The following is a 19,900-nucleotide window of genomic DNA, read 5'->3' as shown; positions in this document are numbered from 1 at the left end:
GGCCGGCCGGCTCATACGCCGGAGAGCGCGCCGGCGTACGCCCCGGGGCGTACCACGTGCCGCCCGCCGGCAGACGCCCGCGGCGGCCGGCACAGCCGACGATCGACCCGACACCATTTCGAGAAGGGAGATCCCGATGGAATACGAACTCGGCTCCGGCCGCCTGATACCCACCGTTATCGCCGTGCTGGCGCTGGCCGGCGTCATCGTCGGCTGGCGCTCGCTGGCCCGCGCCGGCCGCACCGGTTCGCTGTTCGCCCTGGCCGCGGGCCTGGTCAGCGCCGTCGTCGGCGGGCTGCACGCCGCCAACTCCGCCGGCGGCCTGGGCACCGGCAACGGCCTGGCCGGCGCGGTCATCGCCGTAGCACTCGGCCTGCTGAGCATCGCCCTCGGTGGCCTGGCCCTCGCTCGCGCCCTCCGCTGATTCCATCCGAGAAAGACCTTTCACGGTACGGGTCGGCGCAGTCGCGGAAATCCTGGCCGTCCCCGCTCTCCCGCGCGATCGGAGCGCGGCACCTGGCCCCACCGCCCCGCCGGGCCCGGGCGGGTGGAACGCGCGGTTGCGGGCGGCGGCGTGGTTGCCGCGGGTCGCTGAAACGGGGGTACGCGCGGCGCCTGCCTGGGCCCGGCGGTCGCGGTGGGGCCGTGCGCACCGGCTTGCTCGCGCCGGCAAGCGGGGACGGGGTGGTTTCGGCGTGACGGCCGGCTCCCGTACCCCGAAAAGGCGCAAGCGGGAAGCGGACCTGGCGCCGAAGGGTTTCGGCGCTGTCAGGGTGCGGGGACGGCGTGCTCGGCGGCGCGGCTGGTCCGTTCCCAGGCGGCCCACGTCTCCATGTCACCATGGCCCTCAACGGCCTGCGCCGATAGCGCATCAGCGCGGCCCGCGCGGGTAAGCCGGTACCGTGCTCACCGAAACCGTCGTCATCACCGGAGCCTCCAGCGGCGTCGGGCGGGCCACCGCGCTCGCCTACGCCCGAGCCGGTGCCAACCTCGTCCTGGCTTCCCGGTCCGCGCCCGCGCTCGAGGAGGTCGCCACCGAGTGCCGTGCCGCCGGGGCGCGCGTGCAAGTCGCCGTCGCCGACGTGACCGAGCCGGAGACGGTGGAGGCGGTGGCAACGGCCGCCACGACCGCGTTCGGCCGTCTCGACGTGTGGGTGCACACCGCGGCGGTGATGGCGTACGGCCGGTTCGAAGACGTCCCCGCCGAGGTCTTCGACCGGGTGGTGACCACCGACCTGCTCGGCGCCGCGACGGTGGCCCGGGTCGCGCTGGCGCGGTTCCGGGCGCAGGGCAGCGGGGTTCTGATCTTCGGGGGTTCGCTGCTGGGTACCGTCGTCACGCCGTACACGAGCTCCTACGTGACGAGCAAGTGGGGACTGCGCGCCCTGGTCCGGGCCCTGCGGCTGGAGACCCGGGACGCCCCGGGCATCCATGTCTGCCTGGTGTCGCCCGGTGCCGTGGACACCCCGATCTACCGCAACGCCGCCAACTTCGCGGGCCGCTTCGGGCAGCCCCCGCCGCCGGTGGACTCGCCGGAGAAGGTGGCCGCGGCGATCGTTCGCTGCGCGCGCCGGCCGCGGGCCACCGTGACCGTCGGTGCCGCGAACCGGCTCATCAACTTCGGGTTCGTGGCGACGCCCGCGCTGTACGACGTGCTGGTCGGCCCGCTGATGCGGGTGGGCGGGCTGTCCCGGGAGCGGGTGGAACCGCACAACGGCAACGTCTTCGCACCGTTGCCGCCGGCGGCCGAGGCGGTGCGCGAGAAGAGACGGAAGTCCTGGGTGGGACTCGCTCTGGCCGGCGCGTTCGTCGCCTGGCGAGCCCTGCGGTAGGCCCCGTCCGCGCTGCAACCGGTTGACAACGCTGGATTCCTCACCTGGGTGTTGACGCCGCCGATTCGACTCTCCGGCGTCAGCGACCTGGGGAGGGGCAGCGCAGTGAACGGAAAAGACAAGGTGGGACGGCGGTTCGTCGTACCCGCACTCGCGTTTTTGATCGTCACCGGTGGAGCCGGCGTGCCGGCGCAGGCCGCCACCGCCAAGGCGTCCGCCGGCACGACCTGGGCGCAGGTGATGCGCCGCAAGCTCAACCTGGAGACGCAGGCGGTACGCCTGACCGCGCAGCTGCCCGGCCTGCGCGCCGCGGTGCCGGCCCGGACCAGCGCGATCGCCGAGGCACGGAAGGCGCAGACCACCACGGCGGCGACCGCGACCCGCGCGAGCACCGCGCACCGGACGGCCACCGCGAAGCTCGCCACGGCGAAGGCCACGGCGGCCGCGGCGAAGAAGGCCCTGCGGGCCGTGAAGAAGCAGCGGCCGTACCGGAGCAGCCGGGTCGCCAAGGCGCAGAAGGCGCTGACGGCGGCCGACCGGATGGTCCAGGCTCGCGCGGCCACGGCCGGCAAGACGGCGGCGGCGCTGAAGGCCGCGCGGTCGGCGTACACCGTGGCGAACCGTCAGGTGACCGCGGCCACGACCGCGCATCAGGCAGCGGTCCGGGCGGTCAGCAACGCCCAGGCAACGATCACCGCGTGGCCGAAGACCCGGGTGGCCCTGGCGGCGCAGGCCACGGCGATCAGCGACGAGGTGGTCACCCAGACCCGGTCCCGGTTCACCGCGGCGCAGACCACGAAGGTGTACGGCGTCACGGTCAACCGGATCGTCGCGTTCTCGTTCCAGCGGATGGTCGACGACGCGGCCAAGTCGGGCGTCCGGCTCTCCGGCGGTGGCTTCCGGACGAAGCAGCAGCAGATCGCGTTGCGCAAGTCCAACGGCTGCCCGGACGTCTGGACCGCGCCGTCCTCGTCGTGCCGGGTGCCGACCGCGATCCCCGGCCGGTCCCTGCACGAGCTCGGCCTGGCGATCGACATCTCGTCCGGCGGGAAGAGCATCACGAGCCGGAAGAGCAAGGCCTTCAAGTGGCTGGCCGCCAACGCCGGCCGGTACGGGTTCGTGAACCTGCCGTCCGAGCCGTGGCACTGGTCGATCAACGGCAACTGAGAAACGGGACGAGCCCCGGCCGATCGGCCGGGGCTCGTTCGTTTTACCGAAGGATCAGGACAGGTCGAAGCGGTCGAGCTCCATGACCTTGGTCCAGGCCGCGACGAAGTCGGTCACGAACTTCTCGCGGGCGTCCGAGCTGGCGTACACCTCGGCGATGGCACGCAGCTGCGAGTTGGAGCCGAAGATCAGGTCGACCGCGGTGGCGGTGAACTTCACCTCGTCGGTGGTGAAGTCCCGGATCTCGTACACGTTCTCCTCGGACTCCGACGCCTTCCACCGGGTGCCGGGGGAGAGCAGGTTGACGAAGAAGTCGTTGGTGAGCACGCCCGGCTTGTCGGTGAGCACACCGTGCCGGCTGCCGCCGAAGTTGTTGCCGAGCGAGCGCAGGCCGCCGACCAGGACGGTCATCTCCGGCGCGGTCAGGTTCAGCATGTACGCCCGGTCGACGAGCAGTACCTCCGGCTGGGTCTTCTCGCCCGGGCGCAGGTAGTTGCGGAAACCGTCGGCGCGCGGCTCGAGGACCTTGAACGACTCGACGTCGGTCTGCTCCTGGGAGGCGTCGGTGCGGCCCGGGTGGAACGGCACGGTCACCGGGACGCCGGCGTCCCGCGCCGCCTTCTCCACGGCGGCCGAGCCGGCCAGCACGATCAGGTCAGCCAGGGAGATCTTCGCGCCACCGGCGGCGTTGAACTCCTGCCGGATCTGCTCGAGGGCGTCCACCACCGGCGCGACCGGCTGGTTGACCTCCCAGCCGCGCTGCGGCTCGAGGCGGATCCGGGCGCCGTTGGCGCCACCGCGCTTGTCGGTGGACCGGTAGGAGGCGGCCGACGCCCAGGCGGTGGAGACCAGCTGGGCGGTGCTCAGGCCGGCCTCGAGGACCTTCGCCTTGAGAGCCGCGACGTCGGCGTCGGACACCAGTTCGTGGTCGACGGCCGGCACCGGGTCCTGCCACAGCTGGGCCTCCGGGACCCACGGGCCGAGGAAGCGCCGGACCGGGCCCATGTCGCGGTGCAGCAGCTTGTACCAGGCCTTGGCGAAGGCCAGCGCGAACTCGTCCGGGTTCTCCAGGAACCGGCGGGAGATCTTCTCGTACGCCGGGTCGACGCGCAGCGACAGGTCGGTCGTGAGCATCGTCGGCCGGTGCTTCTTGGCCGGGTCGTACGCGTCCGGGATGATCTCGTCGGTGGTCTTGGCGACCCACTGCTTCGCGCCGCCCGGGCTGGTGGTGAGCTCCCACTCGTAGCCGAAGAGGATCTCGAAGAAGCGGTTGCTCCACTGGGTCGGCCGGTCGGTCCAGGTGACCTCGAGGCCGCTGGTGATGGTGTCCGGGCCCTTGCCGGTGCCGTGGGTGCTCAGCCAGCCCAGGCCCTGCGTCTCGATCGGGGCGCCCTCGGGCTCCGGGCCCACGTGGTTGTCGGCGACGCCGGCGCCGTGGGTCTTGCCGAAGGTGTGGCCGCCGGCGATCAGCGCGACGGTCTCCTCGTCGTTCATCGCCATCCGGGCGAACGTCTCCCGGATGAAGTGCGCCGCGGCCAGCGGGTCCGCGCTACCACGCGGGCCCTCCGGGTTGACGTAGATGAGACCCATCTCGGTCGCGCCGACGCCCTCGGACATCGTCTTCTCGGAGGCGTAGCGCTCGTCGCCGAGCCAGGTGTCCTCCGGACCCCAGAAGATCTCCTCGGGCTCCCAGATGTCCACGCGGCCGAAGCCGAAGCCGAAGGTCTTGAAGCCCATCGACTCCAGGGCCACGTTGCCGGCGAGCACGAGCAGGTCGGCCCAGGAGACCTTCTGGCCGTACTTGGCCTTCACGGGCCACAGCAGACGCCGGGCCTTGTCCAGGTTGGCGTTGTCCGGCCAGCTGTTGAGCGGAGCGAAACGCTGCCCGCCGTCACCGGCGCCACCACGGCCGTCGTGGATGCGGTAGGTGCCCGCGGCGTGCCAGCTGAGCCGGATCATCAGACCGCCGTAGTGGCCGAAGTCGGCCGGCCACCAGTCCTGCGAGGTGGTGAGGACCGTGACGATGTCCTGCTTGAGGGCATCGACGTCGAGCTTCTCGAACTCCTTGGCGTAGCTGAAGCCGGGCAGCGGGTTGCCCTTGGGCGAGTGCGCGTGCAGCACCGACAGGTCGAGCTGGTTGGGCCACCAGTCCCGATTGGTACGCGGGCGCCCGCCGGTCTTCGGGGTCGGCGAGTCGATCGCCGGGTTCTCGCTCTCGCTGCCGCTCGCGGTGACGGAGTCGTGCGCGACCGGACAACCGGTCGACTTCGGGTCGTTGATGTCGCTCATCTGTTTCCTTCTTCCGAACGGGTCACGCAGTCGGGGCAGATGCCCCAATAGACGACTTCTGCCTCGTCGACCACGAACCCGTGGTCGTCCGAGGCAGTGAGACAGGGGGCGTGGCCGACCGCACAGTCGACGTCGGCGATGGCACCGCAGGAACGGCACACGACATGGTGGTGGTTGTCCGTCGCCCGCGACTCGTAGCGGGCGGTCGCACCGGCGGGCTGGATGCGGCGCACCAGACCGGTGTCGGTGAGCGCACGCAGCACATCGTAGACCGCCTGGTGGGAGACGGTGGGGTGATCAGCACGCACCAGGTCGATCACCGCGTCGGTGTCGACGTGCGGGTGGTCGCGCAGTGCGGCGAGGACCGCCAGGCGTGGCCGGGTCACGCGCAACGAGACGGCTCGTAGCTGCGCCTCGAAGTCGGACGTCATGCCGGAGACCTTAGTCCCCTTTTCTGGAATGAATCAAGTTTCGCGACCTTGAACACGGGGTTGCCGTTAAGGATTTCTTATGGAACGCCGGGCTACGGTCAGCCATCACGTAGCCCGACGAGCCGATCGAGGTGTTCATGGTGCCACTCATGGTCGCCGGCCGGGACGCCGCACCGCGTCCGGAACCAGGCCGGCCGCTCGACCTGCTGGTCGGGCAGCAGCTGGAGTACGTGTGGCTCGGCCACGCCGTCGTCCTGGGCTTCACCGGCGGCCGCCAGGTGCTGATCGAGGCGGTCGCGCATCTCGACGGCCCCACCGGCCGGTACGACGTAGAACCCGGCGACAACCCGTCGGACGCGATCGCCACGCTGCTCGGCGACGTCGTCGAGTCGGCCGGCGCCCGCGACACCGGGGAGCTGGAGATCGGCTTCCGCGGCGGAGCGGCACTGCTGGTGGACGTCGACGACGACGCCGAGTCGTGGGCGGTCACCGGTGCGGACGGCTTACTGATCGTCTGCCTGGCCCGTGGTGAGCTCGCGGTCTGGGGCGGCGGCTCAGGCGGCCGGGTCTAGCGGCCGGCCGGCGCCGTCCTCGGTGAGGAGTTCCCGCAGGCGGCTCAGCGCCCGCGCCCGGGTCGGGCCGACGCTGCCGACCGGCATCGACATCGCGGCCGCCACCTCCTGGTAGGAGGGTGCGGAGGCGTGCGACAACGCGCGCATCAGCCGGCGCTGCCGGGCGGGTAGCCGCTCGACCGCGTACCACAGTGCTTCGGTGCGCTCGTCGTGCAGCAGCCGGGCGACGACCTGTTCGGTGTCGTCCTCGACCGCCATCCACTCCTCCAGCCGCTGCTCGCGCCCGCGCTGCCGGACGATCCGGCAGCACTCGTGCCGCATCGTGATGGCCAGCCAGCCGGCTATCCGATCGGGTTCCCGGATGCGGTCTATGTGTGCGAGCAGACGCAGCCACGTGATCTGTGCCGCGTCCGCGCCCTCCTCCCGCGTGAGCCGGTAGCCCGCGGCGATCGACCGCATCATCGGGCCGAACTCGGCCACCAGCTCCGTCCACGCGCTTTCCTCCCGGTTGGCCGCCCGGGCCACCAGGATCGACAACCGTGTCATTACGCCACCTGCCTCTGCCTCGTCGGTAAGGACAAGGTGAGCGTGGGCGGCGCCGCTGGAGGCCGCGCTGGACTGCGCGCTGGAGTGCCGGTTCAGCCGTCGATGGCGGCGATCGCCGTGCCCTGCGAAATTCCGCCTCCTCGCCGGCCAGCAGGTGGACCACGCCGGCCACCGGCGCCGGCACCTCCATCGAGACCTTGTCGACCTGGACCTCGGCCGGCAGGTCGCCCGCCGCCACCCGGTCGCCGTCGCGGACGAACCAGGTGGTGAGGACGCCCAGCGCCGCCGGGTTCTGCTTCGACAGCGCCGGGAACAGCACCTCGGTCATGCCGTGGCCACGTCGCGGCAGCACCGCGTATTCCAGGGCGTGCGCGTACGGGACCGGCACGTCCGGAACGGCGACCCGCGCCACCGGCGCCCGCAGCAGGGACGGATCGACGTCGGTGATCGACGCGACCACCTCGCCGGACAGGCCGTACGACAGGTAGTCCTCGTCGACGACGACCAGCCGTCCGGTCTTGCGTACCGAGGAGGGCGATCCGGGCCTGTCCGATCGGAACCGTGTACGCCCGGTCGGGCGCTTCGGCGATCGCCCGCCGGTTCTTCGCCATCCAGCCAGCCCCATGATCCCTTGTGGAACATGTACACGACCGGATTGTCGTCGCGGATCGCCGAGATCATCAGGCCCTTGGCGTCGTACGGGGTGCTCGGCACGACGACCTTCATCCCGGGCAGGTGGGCGAACGTGCCCCACAGGCACTGACTGTGCTGCGCGCCGTCGCTGTAGCCGCCGCCGACCGCCGTGGTGAGCACCATCGGGACCGTGACGTTGCCGCCGGACTCGTACGAGATCTTCGCCATGTGGTTGTAGATCTGGTCCATGCAGACGCCGAAGAAGTCGACGAACATGAGCTCGACGACGGGTCGCATGCCCTCGACGGCCGCGCCGATGCCCAGACCGATGAACGCGGTCTCTTCAGATCGGCGTGTCGATCACCCGGGTCGCGCCGAACCGGTCGAGCAGCCCGGTCGACGACCCGAAGATGCCGCCGTACGCTCCGACGTCCTCACCGAGGTAGCAGACCGACTCGTCGCGTTCCATCTCGGCGGCGATGCCGTCCACCACGGCCCGGGCCGTGGTGAGCCGGTGGCTTTCCACGGTCGCGGTCATGACTCACCTAGCCCTCGGCGATGATGCCGGAGCAGGAGAAATGCGTCGCCGGGTCGAACAGGTGCATGTGCCCGCCGCGGCCGCGGCCCAGCCCGGTCTCGCGGCCGAAGATCTCCGCCGCCATCCGGCGCAGATCCACGCCGTGTGCGATCGCGAAGTGGTGCGGGCGGTGCGTGGCGGTGACCGTGTCGCCGGCGCCGAGGTGGGCACAGGGTCCAGGCGGGTCTCGGCGTCGATCGTCATCGACTCCTCCTTCCGTTCCCCGAAGCGTCGGCCCGCCGCGCACAGCGCGGCAACGGCCGGCGTTTCAGATACCGGAGGAGCGCGGGCCGCCTACTCGCCCCGGAACACCGGGGTACGCCGTTGCAGGCTCGCCTCGATGCCCTCGGCGCTGTCCCGGGTCTGCCAGAGCACCATCTGCTCGGCCAGCTCGTGGTCGAGGGCCTGCCGGACCCGGGCCGCCAGGTCCGCGCGCAGGGTGGCCCGCATGGACCGGACCGCCAGCGGTGCCGACGCGGCGATCTCCCGGGCCAGCTCCCAGGCCGCCTCCCGCACGCCGCCCGGCTCGGCGAGCCGGTCGGCCAGGCCGAGGCGTACCGCCTCCTCACCGCCGACCCGGCGGCCGGTCAGCAGCATGCCGGTCGCCGCCTGCCGTCCGATCAGGTCCGGCAGCGTCACGCTGAGGGCGAACCCCTGGTGGAAGCCGAGCTTCGCGAAGTTCGCCACGAACCGGCTGGCGGGCTCCGCGATGCGGAAGTCGGCCGCGCAGGCCAGGCCCAGCCCGCCACCCACGGCGGTGCCCTGCACGGCTGCGATCATCGGGGTACGCACGTCGAACAGTCGCGCCGCCCGCCGGTACAGCCGCTCGGCCGCGGCCGCCTGGTCCAGGGCGAACTCCCCGCCGCTGAAGTCCGCCCCGGCACAGAAGTGCCTGCCCTCCGACGCCAGGATGATCACCCGGCACGCCGGATCGTCGTCCAGGGCCAGGGCGGCGTCCACGATCCGCCCGATCAGCGCCTCGTCGAAGTGGTTGGCCGGCGGCCGGCGCATCTCCAGCACGGCGACGTGGTTCTTGACGCTGACCGACAGATCGGAGTTCACAGCGTGATCCTAGGCGGCGGGTTTGACCAGGCCGCGCAGGGTCTCGCCGAGCTCTGTGGTACAGCTCTGCCGGCGGTCGCCGCGGGGTTGCAGCAGGCCGTCCTCGTCGGCCGCGTAGAGCGCGGCGATCTCGGTGGCGAGCAGCGGCGGCAGGCCGGCGCCGGTGAGCGCGTCGGCCCAGCCGGCGCGGGGGATGGTCACGACTGGCAGACCCAGCGCCTCGGCCACCTGCCGCTCGGTGTAGCTCGGCGCCTCCAGGTCGACCACCTCGCTGGCGCTCGGCGGTGAGGTCAGCGCGTGGGCGACGGCCGCGCCGACGTCGCGGGTGGCGACCATCGGTACGGGTACGTCCGCCGACTCCGCGAAGACGGGATACACGTCGCCACCGAGGAAGGGCTCGAACTTCTCCTGGAAGTGCGGTGCCCGGATCGCGGTGACCGTCGCCCCGGTCTCCCGCAGCCGGTTCTCCAGGTGGTGCAGCCAGCGGATCGGCCCGCTTCCCTCGGCCAGGTCGGCCCCGATCGCCGACAGCATCACCACGTGCGGGACACCGCTGTCGGCGACCGCGGCGGCGATCGTGTCGGCCATGCCGCGGTGCGCCTCGTCGGTGAACGGCGGAACGGTCGGCAGCATCACGAAGGCGCCGCGGGTGCCGGCGAACGCGCCGGTCAGCGCCGCTCGGTCGGTGAAGTCGGCCACCGCGAAGTCGCTCCACCGCTTGCCCTTGTCCGGGTCGCGGACGACCGCGCGGACCTTCTCGTTCGCGGCGAGCAGCGCGTGTGCGGTGGCGCCGCCGACGTGGCCGGTGATTCCGGTGATGGCGTACATGTCAGCCTCCTGCGTGGGATCGATGACTTAAGTGAAGTCGCGGCAGGTGAGACGATCCATGTTCGTCAGGCTCGGTCGCATGTCTGAGCGTCTACGCTAACCGGTCATGGACCCGTTGGGAGATCTGCTGGACGGGGTACGGGCCCGGACCGCCGCCTTCTGTCAGTCGGTACTGCGCCCGCCGTGGGCACTGCGGATCGTCGACGAGGCGCCGCTCGCCCTGGCCACCCCGCTGCGCGGCCACGCCTGGTTCGTACCGGACGACGGCGAGCCCACCCTGATCCGGACCGGGGACGTGGCGATCGTGCAGGGCCCGCAGCCGTACACCGTCGCGGACGACCCGGCCACCCGCCCCGAGCTGTACGTGCACGCCGGCAACCGCCTGGTCACCTTCGCCGGCGAGGACATCACCGCCTCGGCGCGGATCGGGCCGCACACCAAGTCCCTGGACGTGCGGGCCGGCGGCGACGGCCCGGACGACGTGGCGGTCGTGGCCAGCGGCACCTACCAGGTGAACAGCTACGTCAGCGGCCGCCTGCTGGCGTCGCTCCCGACCGTGCTGCGGGTGCCGCGCGAGCACGTCCAGTCACCGATCATGGACCTGCTCGCCGCCGAGGTGGAGCGCGACGCACCTGGCCAGCAGGTCGTGCTCGACCGGCTGCTGGACCTGGCGCTGATCGCCGCCCTGCGCGCCTGGTTCGCCCGCCCGGCCGGTGACGCGCCCGGCTGGTACCGCGCGCACGGCGACCCGCTCGTCGGCCGGGCGCTGCGGGTCATCCACGAGGAGCCGGCCCGGCCGTGGACGGTGTCGAACCTGGCCGAGGTGAGCGGGGCGTCCCGGGCGGCGTTCGCCCGCCGCTTCACCGACCTGGTCGGGCAGCCGCCGATGACCTACGTGACGCACTGGCGTCTCGACCTGGCCGCGGAGGCCATGCGCAACTCCGACGCCACCCTCGAATCGATCGCCCGGCAGGTCGGCTACGCGAACGCGTTCGCGCTGACGGTCGCCTTCAAACGGGTCCGCGGCACGACGCCGCAGCGGTTCCGCACCGCCGTGTGACCCTCAGCCGGCCGCCGGCCAGAACTGGACGAGGTACTCCTCCTCGTCGGTCTGCCGGCAGGCCAGGCGCACGTGATAGCTGCCCGGCCCGGTGAGCGCGAAGCCGGTGTCCTCGTAACCGGCGGTGATCTGGTTGAGCCGGATCTTCCCGGTCGGCCACGCGACGGTCACATCGACGACGTCGTCCCACTGCTCGCCGTCGCGTTCCGGCTCGGCGTCCCACTCCTCCAGACGCAGCATCGCGTCGTAACTGTCATATGGACTCTCCACCAGAACCGCGGCCGGCCCGGCCGAGACCCAGTCGCCGGAGTCGTGCGGCATGGCCGGTTCGGCACCCGGCTGTTCCTCGTCCACCAGCATGAACATGCGGTGATCGATGATCGTTGACGTGGTGACGGCGGCGACCCGGCGACTCATCGCATGGAGTTTAGACATTGTGAGTTCTCCCAGGAACTCTGCCGGGATCTTCAGGGCCGGGCGCGACCGTCTGGCCATGGACAGTCTGCGAGAGGTTCTTCGAGGGGCGGCGGCGGTGCTCGCCGCGTACGCGGTCATGGGCGGGCTCGCGGTGGCCGCGCTGGCCGCGTGGGACATGCCGGTGACCTGGGCGTTTGTCGCGGCGGTCGTCGCCGCGGCGGTCGGCGGGGCGGCGGCGCTGGCCGGTCAGCTGGACGCGGGCGCGATGGGTGCCGTCCTGCACGGAACGGTCGACGTGGCGCCGCTCGGGCTCTCCGCCGCCGGAGCGCTGGTCTTCGGTGTCGTGCTGGTCGGCTCGTTGCGGACGCCGCCGCGGGTGATCGCCGTGCGCGGCGCCGGCGCCGCCGTGACGACGGTGATCGTCCTGGCGGTGGTGCTGGCCGCCCCGGACGCCGTCACCACGATCTCCGTCCCGGCCGGTGCCACGCAGGCCATGCGGGACGCGCAGCTCATGATCCGCCCGGAGACCGGTGACACGATGCTGGGCGGTCTGGTCGCCCTGGTCGCCCTCATCGGCGGCTGCGCTCTGCTGACCGTCCTGCCGCACCGGCGCGTCCTGGTCACGGCAGCGTCGGCCGGGCCGGCCGTCCTGGTCGGCGCCGGGCTGGTCCTGGCGGCGGTCGCGGCCACCCAGCGACCGCCCGCCGCCGGCCTGGCGATCCTCTACGGCCCGAACGTCGTCCTGGCAGCGCTCCTCGCCGTGTTCGGCGCCCCGTCACAGCTCGTCCTCGGCGGCCCGCTGGCGGCCCGGCTGAGCGAGCACACCGGCAGTCCACCGGGTACCGGGCCGGGCGCTCTGGTGCTGGTGCTGTTCGTGCTGGTCACCGCGGCTCTGCTGGCGACCGCGCCGCCGGGCGGGGACGGCAGCCGCCTTCGCCGGGCCGGTCTGCGGGCGCTCATCGCCGGTACCGTCCTGGCGGCCGTGTTGGCCGCGCTGAGCCAGGCCGCCGGGGGAGAGCTGAAACTCGGCGTACAGGTGCTGGTGTTCAACGTCGACGTCCTCGCCGTGACCCTGGCGCCGGCCATGGGCTGGGCGGCGCTCGCCGGAGCCGCCGGTGGTGGGCTGGCCGGCTTCGTCGGTAGCCTGTTGGCCGACATCCGGTGGCAGGGCAGGGTTGTGGCCCTGGCGGCGAACGGGCGGGGGTGACGCGGGTGCGGTCCACTCCGGCCTGGGACACCCCGCCCCGGCTGCTGGTCGTCGACGACGAGGACACCGTACGCGGTCTGCTAGCCGACGCCCTGCGCTTCGCCGGCTTCACGGTGACCGCCGTCGGCACCGGCGCGGACGCCGTCGAGGCGGCCCTGGGTGACCCGCCGGACCTGATCGTGCTGGACCTGATGCTGCCCGGCATGGACGGCTTCGAAGTGGTTCGCCGGCTGCGGTCCGCCCGGGCGCACCGCCCGGTCCCGGTGCTCTTCCTGAGCGCCCGGGACGCGCCCGAGGACAAGGTGAACGGGTTGAGCCTGGGCGGCGACGACTACGTCACCAAGCCCTTCCACCTGCCCGAACTCATCGCCCGCATCCAGGCGATCCTGCGTCGCTCCGGCGCGGTGCCGGTGGACGGCGTCCTGGCCGTCGCCGACCTGACCGTGGATCCGGTGGCCCGCGAGGTGACCCGGGCAGGCCGGCCGGTACGGCTCTCACCGACCGAGTTCAAGCTGCTGCACTTCCTGGTCGCGCACGCCGATCAGGTGGTGTCGAAGCCGCGGATCCTCGAGGACGTGTGGCGTTACGACTTCGCCGGGGACACCAGCATCGTCGACACCTACGTCAGCTACCTGCGCCGCAAGGTGGACAACGTCGAGCCGAAGCTGATCCACACCGTACGCGGTGCCGGTTACGTCCTGCGCGGGCCGCGGCGATGAGCCTGCGGGCCCGGCTGCTGCTGATCACCGCGGTGCTGCTGGTCGCCGGGATCGTGGTCAGCGACGCCGTCGTCACCGCCGCCCTGCGCCGCCACCTGGTCGACCGGGTGGACCGCCAGGTGCGGCAGTTCTCCCAGGTCATGTCCAGGATCGACCCGAACGTGCTGGACGTCGCGGTGAACGCCCGGACCCGGGACCTGACGAGCGGCCTGGACCTGATCAGCACGCTGGCGGTGGTCTATCTGGACTCCGGCGGCGCCGTGGAGCGCTCCGCGCAGAGCGGGGCGGACGAGACCGCACCCCGATTCGAGGAGTCGCTGGGGCGGGCGGAGTCCGGCGTCCCGCTGACGATCGACGGCTGGCGGGCCGTGGTGGTGCCTCGCTCCGGCGGCGTGGGATCAGTGGTCGTGGCGGCGTCGCTGAGCGCGATCGACGGCATCGTGGCGCGGGTACGCCTGGTCTGCGTGATCACCGGCCTGGTCGTGGTGACCGTGCTGACCGGTGCCGGCTGGCTGGCGATCCGGGCCGGGCTCCGGCCACTGCGGGCCATCGAGCAGACCGCCACCGCCATCGCCGCCGGCAATCTGGCCCATCGCATCCCGGACGCCGGCCCGCCGAACACCGAGGTGGCGCGGCTGACGCGCGTACTGAACGGCATGCTCGCGCAGATCGACGGCGCCTTCGCCGCGCGCGCCGAATCGGAGGCGCGGATGCGCCGGTTCGTCGCCGACGTCAGCCACGAGTTGCGCACCCCGCTGTTCGGCATCAAGGGTTCCGCCGAACTCCAGCTGATGCGCGGCACCGCCGGGGCGGGCGACGTCGAGCACACGATGCGGCGGATCGACACCGAGGCCGGGCGGCTCGCCGCCCTGGTCGAGGACCTGCTGCTGCTGGCCCGGCTGGACGAGCCGGCCGCCGGTACCGTGCTCGATCCGGCGCCGATGGACCTGCGCACCCTGGCCGCCGACGCCCGCCACGACCTGCTGGCGCTGGATCCCGGCCGCCCGGTCCGGCTCACCGGCCCGGACGACGGCTCCGCGCCCGCGCCCGCTCTGGTGCTCGGCGACGAGGCCCGGCTGCGCCAGGTCGTGGTCAACCTGGTCGGCAACGTGCACGCGCACACCCCGCCGGACGCGGCCGTACGCATCGGGGTCGGCCGCGCCGGCGGCGAGGCCGTGCTCGAGGTCGCCGACAGCGGCCCGGGGCTCAGCGGACCGGAGGCCGAGCGGGTGTTCGAGCGCTTCTACCGCGCCGACGACTCCCGGACGCGCGGACCGGCCTCCGGTGCCGGGCTGGGCCTGGCGATCGTCCGTTCGCTCGTCGCGGCGCACGGCGGACGGGTCGAGGTGCTGCCCACCCCGGGCGGCGGTGTCACGTTCCGCGTCCACCTGCCGTGGCTATCCGCAGAGCACTCCCAGGAACTCTGAAAACCCTCCCCGGCGGATGAGGACGGGACGGCGAGCGGGCGGTGCACTAGAGACAGACAAGAACATCGATCTCGAGCCGGAAGGCTACCGCCATGTTCGACGACAATGGGTCGTTCCTGCTGGCCATGCTGGAATTCTTCATCTTCCTGGGCTGGTTCATGGGCCTGTTCTTCATCTTCGGCGACCTGTTCCGCAGCCGGGACCTCGGCGGGTTCGCCAAGACCATGTGGGTGCTGTTCCTGATCTTCCTGCCGTTCCTCGGCATGCTGGTCTACCTGATCGCCCGCGGCTCCGGCATGACCGAGCGGGCCATGGCCGCGCACGCCGAGATGCAGAAGCACCAGGAGGCCTACATCCGCTCGGTGGCGGCTCCCGCGGCCGGCCCCGCCAACGCCACCGAAGAGATCGCGAAGGCGAAGGGGCTGCTGGACTCCGGCACCATCAACGCCATCGAGTTCGAGCAGCTGAAGACGCGTGCCCTCGAGCGTCAGGGCACCGCGGTCAGCTGAGGTGGCCGGCTCCTCGCCGGTGGTCACGGCAGCCACTTCCGCCATTGCCGCGGGTGTGCGGTGAGCCACCGGCGGGCTGCCTCGTCCGGGCTGAGCCCGTTCACGGTCAGGTCGCGGGCGACCGCGTTCTGGTCGGCGTTGGTCCACCGGAAGTTCTCGATCAGTTCGACGGCCGGGCTGCCGGAACGCAGGAAACCGGCCCGGCCGACCTTGTCCAGCAGGTACGCCGGGTAGTCGCAGGCGACCGCCTTCGGGTCGACGTCGCAGCCGGGCCGGTGACGCGGCAGCGGGATGTGCACCAGGTCGAGTTCGGCGAGCAGCCACTGCGGTTCGTAGAAGTAGCCCAGCAGCGGCGTACGGTCCGCCTCGGCCCGCTGGAAGGCGCGGATGAGCCGGTCCTCGCTGCCGGCGTGCACGACGGTGTAGTTCAGGCGGAGGTTCGTGATCAGAGCGGCGTCGTTGGTGACGAACGACGGGTCGCCGGCGAGGAACTGCCCGCGCTTGCCGGAGCGGCCGGTACGGAACAGCGGGGCGTACCGGTTGAGGGTCTGCCAGTCGGTGATGTCCGGATGCTCGGCCTTCATCCACGGCGGCACGTACCAGCCGATGACGCCCTGGTTGCCGGTCGCACCCAGCGACACGGCGACCTTCTGCTGGTCGATGTACCTGCGGCGCAGGTCGTCGTGGCCCCAGTTCTCCAGGATGACGTCGACCTCGCCCGAGGCGATGCCGGCCCACGAGTCGTCCTCGGTGAGCTCCTTCGTCCGCACGGTGCAGCCGAGTTCCGTACGCAACAGGTAGCCGACCACGGCGACGTTCGCGGCATACCCGGCCCACGGATTCACCGCGATGGTCACGGTCCCGCAGGGCACCCCGGCGGGCACACCGGGCGCGGCGACGATCGCCGTCGAGGCGCCGCCGCACCCGCCGGCCAGCAGCAACGCCAGTACGGCCACCGCCCGCCGGACGGCGTTCATCACGACACCCCGGCGCGGCGGGCGAGCCGCTTGGCGAGGACCTGTTCGGTGAGGGCGACCAGGACCGCCTTCACCGACTCCCGCCGGCGCGCGTCGCACTCCAGCAGCGGGTGCTGCCCAGGCAGGTCGAGCGCCTCGCGGATCTCGCCGAGCGCGAACCGGCGCGCCCCGTCGAAGGTGTTGACTCCGACGATGAACGGGATGTCGTGGTCCTCGAAGTAGTCGATGGCCGGGAAGCAGTCCTCGACCCGCCGGGTGTCGACCAGCACGATCGCTCCGAGCGCCCCGGTGACCAGGTCGTCCCAGAGGAACGCGAACCGGTCCTGGCCGGGCGTACCGAACAGGTACAGCAGCAGCGCGTCGTCGAGGGTGATGCGGCCGAAGTCCAGGGCGACCGTCGTGGTGGTCTTGCCGGTGACCGCGGACGTGTCGTCCACCCCGATCGATCGCTCGGTCATCTCCGCCTCGGTGACGAGCGGTTCGATCTCGGAGACCGCGCCGACGAACGTCGTCTTGCCGACCCCGAAGCCGCCGCTGATGACGACCTTCACGGCGACCGGCGGCGGCACGGCCGGCGTCTCAGAGCGCCCGAACACGATCCCGGATCCTTTCGATCAACGCGGTGCTGAGGGTGTCCGGCGCGTTCCGTACGCGTACCAGACCCTGGGTGATGAGGTCGGCGACGATGACCCGGACCACGCCGAGCGGTGCGGCCAGCGCCACCGCCAGGTCGGCGATCGACCTCGGGCTCTGGCACAGCTCGACGATGCGCCGCGACTCGAAGCGCAGCGGCGCCGACAGCGCGGCCGGTACGGCCATCAGCTGGGTCTCGATACGCAACCCGTCCTGCAGCGGCTGGGTCCGCCCGCCGGTGAGCATGAACGGGCGTACCACGGGATCCTCGTCGGCCGGGTTCATCGCGGCAGGTGCTGCCGCGACTCGGCGATCAGCGCCGGGGTGAGCAGCTCGCCGAACCGTTCGGCGAGCACCGAGATCTCGTAGCCGACCAGGCCGAGGTCGCAGTCCCCGGTGGCGACCACGCCCAGACAGCTGCCGCCCGGGATCACCGAGATCACCAGGAAACCCCGGTACATCTCGATCATGATCAGTTTGAGGCCGTCGAACTCGTACCGCCGGGAGGCACTGCGGGCCAGGCTGGCCAGGCTGGACACGATCGCGGCGAGCTGGTCGGCATCCGGCCGGTGCAGCCCCTCGGAGGCGGCGATCAGCAGGCCGTCCGACGACACCGCCACGGCGTCGCGTACTCCGTCGGTCTGATGGACGAAGTTGCCGAGCAGCCAGTTGAACTGGTGCCGGTCGGCCTGAGCTTCCACGCTCATCACAAGCTCCTCGCGGGCGGATTCTGGGCGGCGCCGCGCCGGATGCCGTCGCGCAGCGCCGTCAGCCGGGTGCGTATCGCCTCCGGCGAGTCGGTGACCGGTGCGGCCGGCTCCGGCGGTGGGGTGGGCGCCGCGGCCGCCGGGGCGCGCTGGGCACGGGGGACGCGCTTGCGCAAACCGTTCGCGGTACGCGCGACGCCAGGCGCCGTCTCCACCAGCGGCGCATCGAGGGGCCGCCGCGGCGCCGGCACCGCCGGTCGCTCGGCCACCACGACATAGTCGACTTCGACAGCTCCCGGCCGCGTGCCCCGCGGCAGCCGGGTCGAGGGCAGTTCCTCACCCGGCGGCCGCCCCGCGACCAGCGCCGCCGGCTCGGCGAGGATGCCGGCCGGCAGCATGATCGGGCGGTCACTCCGGTCACCGCGGACCGTCCCAGCTCGACCTCGACGCCCATCTCGGCCGCCAGCCGCCCGACCACGTAGTGACCGAGGAACCTGGCCGGCGCGGTGATGAAGTCGCCCTCGCCGCGCAGCCGTTGGTTGGCCGTGTCCAGGTCGGCCTGGCTCATGCCGACGCCCTGGTCGCAGACCGCGATCAGGTAGCCGCCGTCCACCAACCGGCCGTGTATCTCCACGTCCAGGGTCCGGTGGAGAGAACACCAGACCGTTCTCGATCAGCTCGGCGAGCAGGTGGGCGAGCCCGCTGACCACCGAGCCCGCCACCATCGCCTCGTCCAGGCGGCGCAGCGACACCCGCCGGTACTCCTCGACCTCGGAGACGGCGGCCCGGATCACGTCGGTCAGCGGCAGCGGGCCCGACCACTGCCGGGGACTGGCCGCGCCGACCAGGACCAGCAGGCTCTCCGCGTTGCGCCGCATCCGGGTGGCCAGGTGATCCAGCTCGAACAGGTTCGCCAGCCCGGCCGGACTGGACTCCTCGCGTTCCAGGCTGGTGATGAACCCGAGCTGGCGGCGCAGCAGGTTCTGGTTACGGCGGCCGAGGTTGGCCAGGGACTCGGCACTCGTACGCCGCAGTCGCGCCTGTTCGGTCGCGAGGGCGTACGCCGTCGCCTGCACCCGGTCCAGCGCGTCGGCGACCTGGCGCACCTCGATGCTCGCGCTCCCGGCGATCGGCACCGGGTCCGGTGGCCCGCCCTCGTCCTCGGCGACCGCCCGGCGCACCGCCTCCGGCAGCCGCTCGCCGGCCAGCCGGTTCGCCTCGGTCGCCAGGCCGGACAGCGGCCCGGCCAGCGACCGCGCCGCGCCGGTCGCCAGGTAGAGGGCCCCGCCGATGCAGAGCAGCACGATCGCGGCCAGACCGGCCAGCCGCAGGTCGGCCCGTTCCCGGAGCACCTCGGCGCGGGCCTTGAGGGTCGAGCCGATGTGCCGGGCCAGCTGTGACATGTCGTCCAGCACCGTGGTCAGCGAGGACCACCAGGCCTGCGGGTCGAGCTGGAGCGGCTGCCCGTCACCGGAGGCCAGCGCGAGCTGCTCGTACTGCAGCGCCTGCGTCGCGGGGCCGGTGCTGAGCAGATAGTTCTTCGCCGCGACGGCGGTCGGGGTGGCGTACTCCTCGAACTCCTCGAGGGCGATGTCGCGGTCCGAGCGCAGCTGGACGAACTGGAGGAACTCGCCGTCGCGGAACCCGCCGGCCGAGAAGACCCCGTTGAGGAAGGCGCGCTGCCGGGCGGTGACCTCCTTCGCGGCGTTGAGCATGGTGAGCGCCTCGGAACCGAGCCGCGTCTGCGCGTCGGCCGCGTTGTCCAGGGCGAAATAGACCTCACCGAGATCCTCGATCAGGTCGTTGTAGTCGGCGAAGACCTCGGCCCGGTCGGCGCCGCCGGCGTCGGCGTCCTCCCGGACGGCCGGCAGCGCCGCCATCCGGTCGAGCGCGCCGGTCACCTGCCCGTCCAGGTCGCCGTCCGCGACCAGATCCCGCAACGCCTGGTGCTCGCGGTCCACCCGCTGCCGGGCCGGTGCCACCTCGGCGCGGAAGGCCGCGTTGCCGGCGAGCAGGCCGGCGGTCACCCCGCGCTCGGTCTGCACCTCCTGCACGAGGGACTGCACGGCGAGGTCGAGGGTGATCGCCCGGTCGGTTCGCGCGGCGAGCCGGTAGCCGGCCAGTTCCTCGGCCACCACCACGGAGAGCAGGAGCAGCACGGCCGCGACAGGGAGCGCGAGGATGCGGACGATGCGGCCACGGATCGTGTGCCCGGCCCGGCCGTTCGCGCCGGTTGTGCGGCCCATCGGACCCCCTTCTGCTGACGCCACAGAATTGACGGACGCCAACATGTGGGTCAACGCCCCG

Annotated in this window: 22 protein-coding genes and 2 pseudogenes; 9 read left to right on the top strand and 15 right to left on the bottom strand. The window is 72.2% G+C overall.

The window, feature by feature from the left end; translation table 11 throughout:
- The first annotated feature begins 136 nt into the window (after positions 1-136).
- The 3 genes from I4J89_RS29270 to I4J89_RS51635 all read left to right on the top strand — a co-directional run bounded on the left by I4J89_RS29270 (position 137) and on the right by I4J89_RS51635 (position 2,999).
- The gene (locus I4J89_RS29270; RefSeq protein ID WP_196417320.1) at positions 137-424 is read left to right on the top strand and encodes a DUF6223 family protein; all 288 of its coding nucleotides are present in this window, start codon (positions 137-139) and stop codon (positions 422-424) included.
- Positions 425-902: 478 nt separating this feature from the next.
- Positions 903-1,832: an SDR family NAD(P)-dependent oxidoreductase gene (locus I4J89_RS29265; protein WP_196417319.1), complete on the top strand. Its 930-nt coding sequence runs from the start codon at positions 903-905 to the stop codon at positions 1,830-1,832.
- Between the two features lie 105 nt (positions 1,833-1,937).
- On the top strand, positions 1,938-2,999 hold the full coding sequence (locus I4J89_RS51635) for a M15 family metallopeptidase (RefSeq protein WP_196417318.1): 1,062 nt from the start codon (positions 1,938-1,940) through the stop codon (positions 2,997-2,999).
- A gap of 54 nt (positions 3,000-3,053) precedes the next feature.
- Here I4J89_RS51635 and katG read toward each other — a convergent pair whose 3' ends face one another.
- Entirely contained in the window at positions 3,054-5,288 is a 2,235-nt protein-coding gene (katG, locus tag I4J89_RS29255; RefSeq protein WP_196417317.1) for a catalase/peroxidase HPI, read from the bottom strand.
- Positions 5,285-5,719: a Fur family transcriptional regulator gene (locus tag I4J89_RS29250; protein WP_196417316.1), complete on the bottom strand. Its 435-nt coding sequence runs from the start codon at positions 5,717-5,719 to the stop codon at positions 5,285-5,287. Before I4J89_RS29250 ends, katG begins: the two co-directional genes overlap by 4 nt.
- Before the next feature lie 137 nt (positions 5,720-5,856).
- Between I4J89_RS29250 and I4J89_RS29245 the strand changes: the two genes are divergently transcribed.
- Positions 5,857-6,291: a DUF6188 family protein gene (locus I4J89_RS29245; RefSeq protein WP_196417315.1), complete on the top strand. Its 435-nt coding sequence runs from the start codon at positions 5,857-5,859 to the stop codon at positions 6,289-6,291.
- On the opposite strand, the gene I4J89_RS29240 is transcribed toward I4J89_RS29245, so the two are convergent.
- The 7 genes and pseudogenes from I4J89_RS29240 to I4J89_RS29215 all read right to left on the bottom strand — a co-directional run bounded on the left by I4J89_RS29240 (position 6,274) and on the right by I4J89_RS29215 (position 9,937).
- Complete coding sequence (locus tag I4J89_RS29240; protein WP_196417314.1) at positions 6,274-6,837, bottom strand: RNA polymerase sigma factor; 564 nt, start codon at positions 6,835-6,837, stop codon at positions 6,274-6,276. The genes I4J89_RS29245 and I4J89_RS29240 overlap by 18 nt on opposite strands.
- Positions 6,838-6,988: 151 nt before the next feature.
- A pseudogene (locus I4J89_RS51300) lies at positions 6,989-7,462 on the bottom strand (biotin/lipoyl-containing protein); the annotation flags it as partial.
- A gap of 59 nt (positions 7,463-7,521) precedes the next feature.
- A pseudogene (locus tag I4J89_RS51295) lies at positions 7,522-7,767 on the bottom strand (alpha-ketoacid dehydrogenase subunit beta); the annotation flags it as partial.
- Between the two features lie 46 nt (positions 7,768-7,813).
- Positions 7,814-8,008, bottom strand: coding sequence for a hypothetical protein (locus I4J89_RS50965; protein ID WP_255521817.1), 195 nt, complete (start codon positions 8,006-8,008; stop codon positions 7,814-7,816).
- A gap of 7 nt (positions 8,009-8,015) precedes the next feature.
- Positions 8,016-8,147 carry a hypothetical protein gene (locus tag I4J89_RS52010; RefSeq protein ID WP_255521816.1) on the bottom strand — a complete coding sequence of 44 codons (132 nt, stop codon included), beginning with the start codon at positions 8,145-8,147 and terminating at the stop codon, positions 8,016-8,018.
- Positions 8,148-8,341: 194 nt separating this feature from the next.
- Positions 8,342-9,109, bottom strand: a complete 768-nt coding sequence (locus I4J89_RS29220; RefSeq protein WP_196417313.1) for an enoyl-CoA hydratase/isomerase family protein — start codon at positions 9,107-9,109, stop codon at positions 8,342-8,344.
- A 9-nt stretch (positions 9,110-9,118) separates the two neighbouring features.
- Positions 9,119-9,937, bottom strand: coding sequence for an NAD(P)H-binding protein (locus I4J89_RS29215; RefSeq protein WP_196417312.1), 819 nt, complete (start codon positions 9,935-9,937; stop codon positions 9,119-9,121).
- Positions 9,938-10,043: 106 nt separating this feature from the next.
- On the opposite strand from I4J89_RS29215, the gene I4J89_RS29210 reads away from it, so the two are divergent.
- Positions 10,044-10,997: an AraC family transcriptional regulator gene (locus I4J89_RS29210; RefSeq protein WP_196417311.1), complete on the top strand. Its 954-nt coding sequence runs from the start codon at positions 10,044-10,046 to the stop codon at positions 10,995-10,997.
- A 3-nt stretch (positions 10,998-11,000) separates the two neighbouring features.
- On the opposite strand, the gene I4J89_RS29205 is transcribed toward I4J89_RS29210, so the two are convergent.
- Entirely contained in the window at positions 11,001-11,414 is a 414-nt protein-coding gene (locus I4J89_RS29205) for a hypothetical protein (protein WP_196417310.1), read from the bottom strand.
- A gap of 76 nt (positions 11,415-11,490) precedes the next feature.
- Between I4J89_RS29205 and I4J89_RS29200 the strand changes: the two genes are divergently transcribed.
- The 4 genes from I4J89_RS29200 (at position 11,491) to I4J89_RS29185 (ending at position 15,276) form a co-directional block, all read left to right on the top strand.
- The gene (locus I4J89_RS29200) at positions 11,491-12,621 is read left to right on the top strand and encodes a hypothetical protein (protein WP_196417309.1); all 1,131 of its coding nucleotides are present in this window, start codon (positions 11,491-11,493) and stop codon (positions 12,619-12,621) included.
- A 5-nt stretch (positions 12,622-12,626) separates the two neighbouring features.
- Complete coding sequence (locus I4J89_RS29195) at positions 12,627-13,340, top strand: response regulator transcription factor (RefSeq protein WP_309238519.1); 714 nt, start codon at positions 12,627-12,629, stop codon at positions 13,338-13,340.
- Positions 13,337-14,767, top strand: coding sequence for a sensor histidine kinase (locus tag I4J89_RS29190; RefSeq protein ID WP_196417307.1), 1,431 nt, complete (start codon positions 13,337-13,339; stop codon positions 14,765-14,767). The genes I4J89_RS29195 and I4J89_RS29190 overlap by 4 nt, the downstream gene beginning before the upstream one ends.
- A 92-nt stretch (positions 14,768-14,859) precedes the next feature.
- Positions 14,860-15,276, top strand: a complete 417-nt coding sequence (locus I4J89_RS29185; RefSeq protein ID WP_196417306.1) for a PLD nuclease N-terminal domain-containing protein — start codon at positions 14,860-14,862, stop codon at positions 15,274-15,276.
- A 23-nt stretch (positions 15,277-15,299) separates the two neighbouring features.
- Here the strand turns inward: I4J89_RS29185 and I4J89_RS29180 are convergent, their stop codons facing one another.
- From I4J89_RS29180 to I4J89_RS29160, 5 genes are read right to left on the bottom strand one after another with little or no spacing between them, the layout of a single operon-like run.
- Positions 15,300-16,253, bottom strand: coding sequence for an ABC transporter substrate-binding protein (locus I4J89_RS29180; protein ID WP_196417305.1), 954 nt, complete (start codon positions 16,251-16,253; stop codon positions 15,300-15,302).
- Entirely contained in the window at positions 16,253-16,852 is a 600-nt protein-coding gene (locus tag I4J89_RS29175; protein ID WP_309238523.1) for a GTP-binding protein, read from the bottom strand. The genes I4J89_RS29180 and I4J89_RS29175 overlap by 1 nt, the downstream gene beginning before the upstream one ends.
- Positions 16,833-17,171, bottom strand: coding sequence for a DUF742 domain-containing protein (locus I4J89_RS29170; protein WP_196417304.1), 339 nt, complete (start codon positions 17,169-17,171; stop codon positions 16,833-16,835). The genes I4J89_RS29175 and I4J89_RS29170 overlap by 20 nt, the downstream gene beginning before the upstream one ends.
- Complete coding sequence (locus tag I4J89_RS29165; protein ID WP_196417303.1) at positions 17,168-17,593, bottom strand: roadblock/LC7 domain-containing protein; 426 nt, start codon at positions 17,591-17,593, stop codon at positions 17,168-17,170. Before I4J89_RS29165 ends, I4J89_RS29170 begins: the two co-directional genes overlap by 4 nt.
- On the bottom strand, positions 17,593-19,839 hold the full coding sequence (locus tag I4J89_RS29160; protein ID WP_230859776.1) for a sensor histidine kinase: 2,247 nt from the start codon (positions 19,837-19,839) through the stop codon (positions 17,593-17,595). The genes I4J89_RS29165 and I4J89_RS29160 overlap by 1 nt, the downstream gene beginning before the upstream one ends.
- Positions 19,840-19,900: the final 61 nt, after the last annotated feature.

This window comes from Actinoplanes aureus (assembly GCF_015704865.1).
In the GTDB taxonomy this organism is placed as follows: Bacteria; Actinomycetota; Actinomycetes; order Mycobacteriales; family Micromonosporaceae; genus Actinoplanes; species Actinoplanes aureus.
This window is presented reverse-complemented; position numbering and strand designations above follow the sequence as displayed.